This is a genomic window from Rouxiella badensis, assembly GCF_002093665.1.
GTDB lineage: Bacteria > Pseudomonadota > Gammaproteobacteria > Enterobacterales > Enterobacteriaceae > Rouxiella > Rouxiella badensis.
Genome location: NZ_MRWE01000027.1, coordinates 1 through 12117, shown reverse-complemented (window position 1 = coordinate 12117; position 12117 = coordinate 1). Strand labels below are relative to the sequence as shown.

At 51.7% G+C, this 12117-nt stretch carries 11 protein-coding genes; 9 read left to right on the top strand and 2 right to left on the bottom strand.

Annotated features, from left to right (window positions below):
* Positions 1-164: 164 nt before the first annotated feature.
* Positions 165-746, top strand: a complete 582-nt coding sequence (gene lpcA, locus BS640_RS15435; protein WP_055781231.1) for a D-sedoheptulose 7-phosphate isomerase — start codon at positions 165-167, stop codon at positions 744-746.
* A 55-nt stretch (positions 747-801) separates the two neighbouring features.
* A complete protein-coding gene (locus BS640_RS15430; RefSeq protein WP_017491491.1) occupies positions 802-1569 on the top strand; it encodes a class II glutamine amidotransferase in 768 nt (255 codons plus the stop codon).
* On the opposite strand, the gene dpaA is transcribed toward BS640_RS15430, so the two are convergent.
* On the bottom strand, positions 1540-2265 hold the full coding sequence (dpaA, locus tag BS640_RS15425; protein ID WP_017491490.1) for a peptidoglycan meso-diaminopimelic acid protein amidase: 726 nt from the start codon (positions 2263-2265) through the stop codon (positions 1540-1542). The genes BS640_RS15430 and dpaA overlap by 30 nt on opposite strands.
* A 297-nt stretch (positions 2266-2562) precedes the next feature.
* Between dpaA and dinB the strand changes: the two genes are divergently transcribed.
* Positions 2563-3621, top strand: a complete 1059-nt coding sequence (gene dinB / locus BS640_RS15420) for a DNA polymerase IV (protein ID WP_017491489.1) — start codon at positions 2563-2565, stop codon at positions 3619-3621.
* A gap of 74 nt (positions 3622-3695) precedes the next feature.
* Here the strand turns inward: dinB and pepD are convergent, their stop codons facing one another.
* Entirely contained in the window at positions 3696-5156 is a 1461-nt protein-coding gene (gene pepD / locus BS640_RS15415) for a beta-Ala-His dipeptidase (protein ID WP_084912879.1), read from the bottom strand.
* A gap of 246 nt (positions 5157-5402) precedes the next feature.
* Here pepD and gpt point away from each other — a divergent pair, with 246 nt between their 5' ends.
* The 6 genes from gpt (at position 5403) to BS640_RS15385 (ending at position 11803) form a co-directional block, all read left to right on the top strand.
* Positions 5403-5861, top strand: a complete 459-nt coding sequence (gene gpt, locus BS640_RS15410) for a xanthine phosphoribosyltransferase (RefSeq protein ID WP_026110476.1) — start codon at positions 5403-5405, stop codon at positions 5859-5861.
* Positions 5862-6020: 159 nt separating this feature from the next.
* A complete protein-coding gene (frsA, locus tag BS640_RS15405) occupies positions 6021-7268 on the top strand; it encodes an esterase FrsA (RefSeq protein WP_084912878.1) in 1248 nt (415 codons plus the stop codon).
* A 62-nt stretch (positions 7269-7330) separates the two neighbouring features.
* Positions 7331-7732, top strand: a complete 402-nt coding sequence (gene crl, locus BS640_RS15400) for a sigma factor-binding protein Crl (RefSeq protein ID WP_017491485.1) — start codon at positions 7331-7333, stop codon at positions 7730-7732.
* A 144-nt stretch (positions 7733-7876) separates the two neighbouring features.
* Positions 7877-8980, top strand: a complete 1104-nt coding sequence (proB, locus tag BS640_RS15395) for a glutamate 5-kinase (protein WP_017491484.1) — start codon at positions 7877-7879, stop codon at positions 8978-8980.
* Between the two features lie 9 nt (positions 8981-8989).
* Positions 8990-10243 carry a glutamate-5-semialdehyde dehydrogenase gene (gene proA / locus BS640_RS15390; RefSeq protein ID WP_017491483.1) on the top strand — a complete coding sequence of 418 codons (1254 nt, stop codon included), beginning with the start codon at positions 8990-8992 and terminating at the stop codon, positions 10241-10243.
* 318 nt (positions 10244-10561) lie between these two features.
* Positions 10562-11803 (top strand): hypothetical protein, encoded by a 1242-nt coding sequence (locus BS640_RS15385; protein WP_017491482.1) that lies wholly within the window; start codon positions 10562-10564, stop codon positions 11801-11803.
* Positions 11804-12117 lie beyond the last annotated feature (314 nt).

The following is a 12117-nucleotide window of genomic DNA, read 5'->3' as shown; positions in this document are numbered from 1 at the left end:
TACAACTTACGTCACAAAGTCGCAGCACGATGTGTCAAAAGCGTAAAGTATCTTATTTGGGACGGCTGGAAGACTTCTCGCTTTTTCGGCTTTCCGCTACACTGCACGGCAAAACAATTCAATGCTCGGTTAACCCGCGGCAACAGAAACGATAAGAGGCTGCCATGTACCTGGATATCATTCGTACTGAACTTAACGAAGCTGCTGAAGTTCTTAATAAATTCATCAGCGACGAGAACAACATTGCGTCTATTCAGCGCGCTGCAAAATTGATTGCTGACTCCTTCAAGGCCGGTGGCAAAGTGCTGTCCTGCGGCAACGGCGGCTCACACTGCGACGCGATGCACTTCGCCGAAGAGCTGACCGGTCGTTATCGCGACAATCGTCCCGGCTATCCAGCGATCGCCATTTCCGACGTCAGTCACATCTCCTGTGTCAGCAACGATTTCGGTTATGAATACATCTTCTCCCGCTATCTTGAAGCCGTAGGCCAAAAAGGCGACGTGCTGCTGGGCATCTCTACTTCAGGTAATTCCGGTAACGTCATCAAGGCGCTGGAAACCGCGAAAGCCAAAGGCATGAAAGTGATTACCCTCACCGGCAAAGACGGCGGTAAAATGGCGTCACTGGGTGCCGATGTTGAAATCCGCGTTCCACACTTCGGTTACGCCGATCGCGTGCAGGAAATTCACATCAAAATCATCCATATCCTGATATTATTAATCGAAAAAGAGATGGCGGAATAATAAGCTTGCTCAGGCAGGTTTTATTATTCCAATGTGAAAGTTAAGGAGACTGGCGATGTGCGAACTGCTCGGGATGAGTGCAAATGTCCCTACCGATATTTGCTTCAGCTTTACCGGGTTGGTGCAGCGTGGGGGGCTTACTGGTCCACATAAAGACGGCTGGGGTATTACCTTTTATGAAGGTAACGGCTGCCGAACTTTTAAAGATCCACAGCCCAGCTTTAATTCGCCCATTGCCCGCCTGGTGCAGGAATACCCGATCAAGTCTCTGGCTGTCATCTCGCATATCCGTCAGGCTAATCGCGGTGAAGTCTCACTGGAAAACACCCATCCGTTTACCCGCGAGCTATGGGGCCGTAACTGGACTTATGCGCACAACGGCCAGCTGCGAGGTTATCGCCAGCTAGACACCGGCACCTTGCGCCCGGTCGGACAAACCGACAGCGAATACGCATTCTGCTGGCTGCTGCACAAATTAACCCAACGTTATCCGCGCACGCCGCGCAGTTGGCCGTCGGTGTTTCGCTATATTGCCTCACTGGCGGATGAGCTACGTCAGAAGGGCGTGTTTAATATGCTGTTGTCGGATGGGCATTTTGTGATGGCGTACTGCTCGACCAATCTTCACTGGATAACCCGTCGTGCCCCCTTTGGCAAGGCGACACTGTTGGATCAGGACGTGGAAATTGATTTTCAGCAGCAGACGACGCCGGATGATGTTGTCACGGTCATTGCGACCCAGCCGCTGACGGGCAATGAAACCTGGAACAAGATTGCTCCAGGCGAGTTTGCATTATTTCACTGTGGCGAACGCCAGCTGTGAAGGCTGTGGCGTCAAGGCCTGCGACTGATTAACCACGTAATTGCCGTTGATCACTGAAACGCTCGGCGGCTGGTGGTATTTCTGGAAGTAGGCATAGCCAGGCTGCAGCTGACGCCAGAAATTGATGTAGTAAGAGCCTCTGTGCAACTGCATGTTGGAGTCGGTCATCTTGAACGGGTAGATGCTAATTTCAACGTTGCGCTGACCATTGTCGAACGCCGCCTGAACGTAGTTATAAATCACATTCATGTAGGCATCGGTCATTGCATAGCAGCCGATAGAAAGACAGTTACCGTGGATCATCAGATATTTACCTGAATAACCCTGAGCGCGGTCATAATCATTCGGGAAGCCGATATTAATAGCGCGATAGAAACGGCTGTCTGGCTTCAAGTGATGAATATCGATGTTATAAAAACCTTCTGGGCTTTTAAAATCGCCTTCACGACGTTTGTTGCCTAATCCACCTGAAAAATCACAAATGCGATACGCACCCACTAGCTGGAATTTATCTTCGACTTTGGCATAGAGTTCGAGAGTACGCTCTTGCTTAAATATCTGAATATAAACGGGTGAACCTAATAATTGCTGTTTAACACCACTCTCAACCGGGACCTGTTCGCTGGCGACAGCGGTGCTCACGGCAAAAAAGGGCAAACTGAAAAGCATCGCAAGCAGCAGCGCGATTCTGACCATTCTTAATCCTGCTTTATATACAACTCTATTATTTATTATCCGCAAACCAGACGTCGCGGACTGCCACTGATATTCACTAACCTTGAACGCAGCCATCTTAATACTGATTAATTTTTTATCAATGGTAAGAAATGTAATTTATTTCTATAACGGGCTAAAAAAAGCCTTTATTTGCAGCTTTTTACAAAACTCCCACAAATTAAGCTAAATTAAGGCGATTAATAGCCCGCGGTGAAGGCTTGAGATTTGGAAAGCTCACTGTATACTTATACAGTTATCAGAAAGCGGAGGGGGGCTATGCGCAAGATCATTCACGTCGACATGGACTGCTTTTTCGCCGCCGTTGAAATGCGCGACGATCCCTCACTGCGCGATATCCCGCTGGCCATCGGCGGCAGTAAAGAGCGGCGTGGGGTGATAAGCACCGCGAACTATCCGGCGCGACGCTACGGCGTACACAGTGCTATGTCCACCGCGATGGCACTCAAGCTGTGTCCGCATCTGAAAGTCATTCCCGGCAGGGGAGAAGCCTATAAAGAAGCGTCGCGGCATATTCGGCAGATTTTCTCTCGTTATACTCCGCTGATTGAACCGCTTTCTCTCGACGAAGCCTATCTCGACGTCACCAACAGCCCGCACTGTAGCGGCTCGGCGACGCTGATTGCCAGCGAGATCCGCCAGGCCATTTCCGACGAGCTTAATCTCACCGCGTCGGCGGGTATTGCGCCCATCAAATTTTTAGCGAAAATCGCCTCTGATCTGAACAAGCCCAACGGACAGTTCGTCATCACGCCGGACAAGGTGGCCGATTTTTTGCAAGATCTGCCGCTGGCTAAAATTCCTGGCGTTGGGAAAGTCACGGCGGCCAAACTCGAAGAGCAGGGGCTTATCACCTGTGGGGATGTACAGCGCTATGATGTGGCGCTGTTGCTGAAAAGGTTTGGCAAGTTTGGTCGGGTACTTTGGGAGCGCTGTCAGGGAATCGACGAACGTGAGATTTCAGCTGAGCGCCTGCGTAAATCGGTCGGCGTCGAACGTACACTGGCGGAAGATATTCACGACTGGGAAAGCTGTGTGGCGCTGATTGAGCGTTTATATCCCGAGCTTGAGACGCGTTTGACCCGCGTGAGCCCCAGTCTGCGTATCGCGCGTCAGGGCGTTAAACTCAAATTCCATGATTTTCAGCAAACGACGCAGGAGCATGTCTGGCCGATACTCAATAAAGATGATTTGCTCAAGGTGGCGAGAGAAGCCTGGGAAATGCGTCGGGGAGGGCGAGGCGTCAGGCTGGTCGGACTGCACGTCACGCTACAGGATCCGCAAATAGAACGGCAGCTTTTATTACCCTGGGAATAAAAATCCCCATCATCCTTCACGCAGCCAACGCACTTGCTGCCTGAAATCTAATGGGGATTGACGCATTTTAGAAATTAACCGCGTTCTGGAATTGCCTTCAGCAGCGCCGTCAACAGCTGCCAATACAGGTCAACGCTGCCGATGTGCACTTGCTCATCCGGTGAGTGAGGTCCGGTAATGGTCGGCCCAATCGAGACCATATCCATCTCCGGATAAGGCTTCTTGAACAGACCACATTCCAGGCCTGCGTGGATAACCATGATGTTCGGGGTTTTATTGAACAGACCCTGATAGATTTCGCGAACCTGCGCCATCACCGGTGATTCCGGATCGGGTTTCCAGCCTGGATAGCCGCCTTTCGGCTTGGTGATTGCGCCCGCCAGCTGGCCTACGGAAGTCAGCATGCTCACCACGTAGTCTTTACCGCTATCGATAAGAGAACGAATTAGGCAGATGATTTCTGCTTCGCCTTCTTTCATCGTAACAACGCCAACGTTGAGGGAGGTTTCAACTACGCCTTTTACGTCATCGCTCATGCGGATCACGCCGTTTGGCGTCGCGTTCAGCAGGCCCAGGAAACGGCTCTGGCTGTCTTTATTCAGCGCTTGGGTGCTGGTTGCGAAGTCTTCAACCAACAGCTTGATGTTTTTCTCAACGGCCGCCAGTTCAAACTGTACGGTTGCCAGGAATTCATCAGCGGCAGCTTTGAACGCTTCGACCTTGTCGGCAGGAACGGCCAACTGCGCGATAGCTTCGCGCGGGATGGCGTTACGCAGCGTGCCGCCGGTGAAGTCCAGCAGACGTACGTTCAGTTTCTCGGCATGTTCGCACAGGAAACGGGCCAGCAGCTTGTTAGCGTTGCCCAGACCCAGGTGAATTTCAGCACCGGAGTGGCCGCCTTTCAGGCCTTTCAGCGTCAGCTTCAACGGAGTGAAACCCGCCGGTACCGCTTCACGTTGCAGAGGCAGGGTGGTGATAAAGTCGATACCCCCGGCGCAACCCATGTAGATCTCACCCTCGGTTTCCGAGTCGGTGTTGATCAGAATTTCAGCCTGCAGCCAGTTTGGCTGGAGTCCAAATGCGCCATCCATACCGGCTTCTTCGGTCATGGTCAGCAGCACTTCCAGCGGGCCGTGCTCAACGCTTTTATCAACCAGTGCTGCCAGAGCAGACGCCAGACCGATGCCGTTATCGGCTCCCAGCGTGGTGCCGCGTGCTTTAACCCAGCCGTTATCAACGTAGGGCTGAATAGGATCTTTCAGGAAGTCATGAACGGTGTCGTTGTTTTTTTGTGGAACCATGTCAAGGTGCGCTTGCAGCACAACTGGTTTACGGTTTTCCATGCCTGCCGTTGCGGGCTTGCGCAGCAGGATATTGCCCACCTGGTCGCGCTCTGCATGGATACCTTGTTCGGCGGCCCAGTCTACAATGTGTTTTGCCAGCTCTTCTTCATGATAAGAAGGATGAGGAATAGAGCAAACTTTAGCAAAAATATCCCACAACGGTTGTGGAGAAAGTTGAGACAGTTCAGACACTGTGAGTCTCCCGGTTTTGGATGGTCAAAAGATGTGACGAGATGGCCGACAGAATAGCACTTTCTCCGGCGCTGTGCGCGATAGGCAAAGGGGATAATTCGCTAATTTTGGCCTTTGCGTACGGGATAACCGCTGGTTTTTAGCCGCAGGACTCACTATAATCTCGCGCAACAATTTTTCCCTGAATAAATTTTTTAAAAGCCGTTAATCTTAAAGGCTGGGGATCCCTATCTTGAGAGTTAAAAAATGAGCGAAAAGTACGTTGTAACTTGGGACATGCTGCAAATTCACGCCCGCACGTTGGCTAAGCGCCTGCTGCCGGTAGAACAATGGACCGGCATTATTGCCGTTAGCCGTGGTGGCCTGGTTCCAGCAGCGTTGCTGGCTCGTGAGTTAAACATCCGTCACGTTGATACCGTGTGCATCTCCAGCTATGACCACGACAATCAGCGTGAAATGCACGTCCTTAAGCGTGCAGAAGGCGATGGCGAAGGCTTTATCGTAATTGACGATCTGGTTGATACCGGGGGTACCGCGCAGGCTATCCGTGAAATGTATCCCAAAGCTCATTTCGTGACCGTGTTCGCAAAACCGGCTGGTCGTCCGCTGGTTGATGATTATGTGGTAGATATCCCACAAAACACCTGGATCGAACAGCCATGGGATATGGGCGTCGTCTTCGTTCCACCTATCGCAGGTAAGTAATCCCCGTTAAGCGGGAGAATCTTAATCGCGCCAAACGCCCGCCTCTGCGGGCGTTTTTGATTTAGGTCCTGATACGACTTCGCCAGACTTTGTTATAATCCGAGGCTGGGGAGGGTGCGCCCGCGCCTTCTCATCTGCCAAAAGAGGAAGTTAACTGTTATGGCGCCCACGAATCTTTCTGAAAAACTGTTCAAACCAAGATTTAAATATCCTGAGACTTCCACGCTGGTCGCGCGATCCGATCGTCATTCCTCGCCCACTGTCCATTCTGCGCTCGAAGGAGACTCGGCACCTTGCTGGTACAGGATAATTAACCGCCTGATGTGGCTGTGGCGCGGTATTGATCCCCTTGAGGTTGAAGAGGTCTTGTCCCGCATTGCCGTTTCGACCGCCGAGCGAACCGACGCCCAGCTGCTCGATACCGTGGTCGGTTATCGCGGCGGCAACTGGATCTACGAGTGGTCGAATCAGGCAATGTTTTGGCAGAAGAAAGCACAGGAAGAGCCGCACGCCGAAAAGGCCAGCGAGTATTGGCTAAAGGCCGCCAACTTTTACAGCATTGCCGGTTATCCGCACATTAAAGGTGATGCACTCGCCGAGCAGGCCGAGGTCTTGGGCAATAAGGCCTTCGAGCAATCTGCCGAGGGGTCGAGCTATAAACTGAAAGAGTTTTCTCTGCCGGTTGAAGGGACTAAGCCTATCGTCGGATTTGTTCATTTGCCGAATCAGGGTGAAGCCCCCTTTCCCGCCGTACTGGTTTGCGGTGGGCTGGATGCCTTACAGAGCGATTATCACCGCCTGTTCCGCAGCTACCTGGCACCGCTCGGTATAGCAATGATTACTATCGACATGCCATCGGTCGGATTCTCGGCGCACGCCAAACTGACGCAGGACACCAGCGCGTTACATCAGCAGGTGCTGACTCGGCTGGATAAAATTCCGTGGGTGAACGCGACGCGCATCGCCGTCTTTGGTACTCGTTTCGGCGGCAACGTGGCCGTGCGGCTTGCTTATCTTGAGCCACGCCGCATCAAGGCGGTTGCCTGTCTTGGGCCTATCGTCCATCAGATGCTCACCGACAGCGCCTGCCAAAAACGTATCCCCGATATGTATATGGACGTGCTGGCGAGCCGCATCGGCATGCATTACGCCAGTGACGCGGCGCTCAAGGTGGAGCTGAATCGGTATTCTCTGAAAATGCAGGGACTGCTGGGCCGACGAACACCGGTGCCGATGCTGTCCTGTTATTGGGACAACGATCCCTTCAGTCCGAAAGAAGAATCGAGGCTGATAGCGGATTCCAGCCCCGACGGCAAGGTTATTGCTATCCCCTCAAAGCCGCTGTATGGCGGCTATGACAAGGCGCTAAAAGATATTTGCCAGTGGTTGAAACTAAAAATTGAATAACAAATAGATTGCTAATTCTTAACGGTTTGCTACAAATGTGGGTCTACATAAGGAGGTTGTACATGACGTTACCAAGTGGTCATCCTAAAAGCAGACTGATGAAACGTTTCGGCACGTTAGGCCCTTATATCCGCGAAGCGAAATGCGAGAACGAGCGTTTCTTCTTCGATTGTCTGGCAGTTTGCGTTAACGTGAAGCCAGCACCCGAGAAACGTGAATTCTGGGGATGGTGGATTGAGCTGCAGGCTGAAAGCGACCGTTTTACCTATGTTTACGAATATGGCCTATTCGACAAGGATGGTAATTGGAAAGCTCAACAGATTAAAAATACTGAAGTGATGGAGAAGCTTGAAACCACGCTGCAGGATTTTTATAAGAACCTGAACGCGATGATTGTGGAAATGGAACTCAAGCTCGAACCCGCAGAAGAACTTCCCAAAGACCCCATCAAGCTTCCCGCATAAAGCTGGATTTCGCTCTATCCAATTTGTATGTCATTATTTAGCGTTATGTCAGTTGGCATAACGCGCCCCAACTGTTAAAAAGACAGCATAGTGACGGCATACGTCCTTTCGATTCTTTAATTCAAGACAAATGGCAGAAAGATTATGAGTGGCAGCCAAACGTTGGTTGTAAAACTGGGCACCAGCGTGCTCACCGGTGGCTCACGCCGCCTTAACCGTGCCCACATTGTTGAACTGGTGCGCCAGTGCGCTCAGCAACACGCGGCAGGGCATCGTATTGTTATCGTCACCTCTGGCGCGATTGCAGCCGGACGCGAGCACCTTGGCTACCCCGAACTCCCCGCCACCATCGCCTCCAAGCAGCTGCTGGCGGCGGTAGGTCAAAGCCGTTTGATCCAACTGTGGGAACAGCTGTTCTCGATCTATGGGATCCACGTCGGGCAGATGCTGCTGACCCGTGCCGATCTCGAAGATCGCGAGCGTTTTCTGAATGCCCGCGACACCATGAATGCGTTGCTCGATAATCATATCGTACCGGTGATCAACGAGAATGACGCCGTTGCCACCGCCGAGATTAAAGTAGGCGATAACGACAATCTTTCTGCACTGGCCGCTATTCTCGCGGGTGCAGATAAACTGCTGTTGCTGACCGATCAGCCCGGCCTGTTTACCGCCGATCCGCGCACCAACCCTGACGCAGAGCTTATCCGCGAGGTGAGGGGAATTGACGACGCCCTGCGTGGTATCGCCGGCGACAGCGTTTCCGGACTCGGCACTGGCGGCATGGCAACCAAGCTTCAGGCTGCCGACATCGCCTGCCGTGCGGGCATCGATACCATCATCGCCGCTGGCAGCCTGCCGGGCGTGGTCGGTGACGTGATTGCCGGTCACTCTGTCGGTACCCGTTTCCACGCGATGGAAACCCCGCTGGAGAACCGTAAACGCTGGATCTTCGGTGCGCCCCCTGCGGGTGAAATCACCGTCGACGACGGTGCCGTTGCCGCCATGCTGGAACGTGGAAGCTCACTGCTGCCAAAAGGCATCCGCGACGTGAAGGGTGACTTCTCGCGCGGCGAAGTGATCCGCATCCGCAACCTGTCGGGACGTGACCTGGCGCACGGCGTGAGCCGCTATAACAGTGATGCAATGCGTATGATTGCCGGTCATCACTCTCAGCAGATAAGCGATATCCTCGGATATGAGTACGGTCCTGTTGCCGTTCACCGCGACGATATGATCGTAAGTTAAGGAGTTATTATGTTGGAGCAAATGGGTAAGGCCGCCAGACAGGCTTCCTACCAGCTTTCTACATTGAGTACTGCGCAGAAGAACGCGGCGCTGATGCTGATTGCCGACATGCTTGAGGCCAACAGCCAGAGCATTATTCAGGCTAACGAACTCGACATGGCGGCCGCGCGTGAAAGCGGCATGAAAGAGTCGCTGCTCGACCGACTGCTGCTGACGCCAGCGCGTCTGACCGCCATTGCCAACGACGTGCGCGACGTCTGCCGACTGAGTGACCCGGTCGGACAGGTCATTGACGGCGCACAAATGGACAGCGGCTTAAAACTGCAACGTCGCCGCGTCCCGCTCGGCGTTGTCGGGGTGATTTACGAAGCGCGTCCTAACGTAACCATCGATGTTGCTAGCCTGTGTCTTAAAACCGGCAATGCTGTGATTTTGCGCGGCGGTAAAGAGACGCATCACACCAATCTGGCGACCGTTAACGTTATTCAGAAAGCGCTCGAAGAGTGCGGACTGCCTGCTGCGTCCGTTCAGGCTATTCAAAGCCCGGACCGCGCGCTGGTTGCCGAGATGCTGCGCCTCGACAAGTATATTGACATGCTCATTCCACGCGGGGGCGCGGCGCTGCACAAGCTGTGTCGCGAGCAGTCTACCATTCCAGTGATCACCGGCGGGATTGGCGTGTGCCATACCTTCGTGGACGAAAGCGTTGATTTCGAGAAAGCCTTGACCGTGATTGAGAGCGCTAAAGTTCAGCGCCCAAGCGCCTGTAATAGTCTTGAGACCCTGCTGGTGCACGAGGCGATCGCCAGCCGATTCCTGCCTGCGCTGAGCGAGAAAATGCACTTTGCGGGCGTGACACTGCACGCCAGCAGCTCCGCGTTACCGCACCTGAAAGACGGTCCTGCCAGAGTCGTTGATGTAAAGGAAGAAGACTACCAGGACGAATGGCTGTCTCTGGATCTCAATGTCACCGTGGTAGCCAGTCTTGACGCCGCCGTGGCGCATATTCGCCAGTACGGCACCGAGCATTCCGATGCCATCCTGACCCGCTCAATCAGCAGTGCAGAACGCTTCGTCAATGAAGTTGACTCCTCGGCCGTCTACGTCAATGCCAGCACCCGCTTCACAGACGGTGGTCAGTTCGGTCTTGGCGCAGAGGTGGCGGTAAGCACTCAAAAACTCCACGCGCGTGGCCCTATGGGCCTCGAGGCGCTGACCACCTATAAGTGGATCGGCTATGGGGATGATTTGGTAAGGCCTTGATTTAAAAACCTTTGAAATAATAAACCGGTGAAGCGCTTGGCGTAACACTGGTTTTTTTTAATTTATTTCTCTTAAGTTCTTCGTACCCTGATTTAACTTCCCGAGGGTGACTTACAGGAAAAATAAAAATATTTTATTAGCCGTCATTAACGTCGTTTTTTGCATTTTAGCCCCTTTTATTTGTGCTATCGTCATCCGAAAATTGGAGCGATGTTATGGATGACATAAAGTTTTTGAGTCTGCTAAATCGAGCAGGGAAGTTACGCAAATCATTGATTTTAATTATAAATTTTTGCTCCCTCTCACAGGGAGAGTCTAATGAGTGATATTCCGCTCAGTGTTTCTACTCACCTCCCTTTGGCGAGATTTACATGGGTCGCCGAGCCGCTTGAATCATCAACCCATTATCTTACTCCTCCACCGAATATCGCTAACGTTTCCCAAAGTGCCACCAGGCCTAACTCATTTTTTGAGTATCCTGAAACGGATTGCCAAGAGAGACAAAAGGGAAACGACTTACTGCCCTCTACGGCCGAATTTTATGGGTTACCGTTAAGCACCAAGCGTAATTTCAGTGAAAACAAAGTCAGTTACGCGCTTCGTATTAAAATGCTTTATCCAAACTTAAGCATGAGCAATACGGCAAAAATTGTGGGCGTCAGGGCGTGCGAACTATGGCATCTTCCTGTATTCAATGAGCTAACCGAGTCTGGCGCTGCCGCACAATGGCTAATGCCGCGAGAGCCTGACGAGAGTGACCATGAGTATGTAAGCCGCCTGAGAAGTATTTTTCCCGACCCCGAACTTACCGTTAAAGACCTGTGTCGCTTATCAGGTGTACAGGAACGTCGTATGCGAACAATGCCTGAATTTCTGACCTTGTCGTCCTCTGCTCAAGCGGCAATTGATGCCATAAAGAAAAGCAGTGATGAATCTTCCCGAGATTATGCGGTGCGTCTGACTAAGAACTTTAGCGGTTTACGTAAAAGGGATTTAAGCTGCATTTCAGGTCTCAGTTTACGTGAGTTGCGAAATACTCCCGAGTTGAGGGAGTTATCTCCGACAGCGCAGGCCGCGAGAATGGCTTGTCCAAAAACAGATGACGAGAACATGAGTGCTTATGCACGGCGGATAAAGTTAGCCCATCCGCATCTTACGATTTTAGAATGTTCATCGTTATCCGGCACCGATCCCTATAATCTGAGACGGATGAAAGTATTTATAGGGATGTCGGACAACGCTGTCAAAGCCGGAATGGAGGTGCCGCGCGTGCCGGGGGAATGCGACGCGTATTTCGCCAGAAGAGTTAAAGCCAGTCATCCTAAGCTGACCTCTTCTGAGTGCGCCGCTATAGTGGGATGCTCCGAAAATACGTTTAGTCACTATGCTGAATTTAATATTATGTTAGAGGCTGCCCTGGACGTCAGGCAGACGGCTGCAACCAATCCCTCTGAGAGTTTCAACTCCCAGCTTAACCAGGCTTTATTGCTTGAGGTATATCGCGATGATTGCTCAGTCAGCGATATTCTTCCGCCAAGCAGCAAAAAAAGTAAACTCTGAAGCGAATAAATCGCGTTATAAACCGGGACAACTGAGGTTTGAAACCCGTTTAATACCTCATGTTGGCCGGTTTTTTCCTTTCTGAAATGCCATTTCGATAAAATCTCTAAATGTGTGCTCTTTCACACCTCAACGGAAGGTTATTCTGTATCATTCTGATTTTTATAATTAAAAAACCGAATTAAGCTTTGGTGTGACCGCTTGAGCTTACTTGATTTTTTCCTACTCTTGGCGTCAGGTAAGTAAAGTTTCTATAAAATCAGAGTGGCACTTTGTTCAAAAATGAACTATTTTTATGACTTAACGTTTATGAG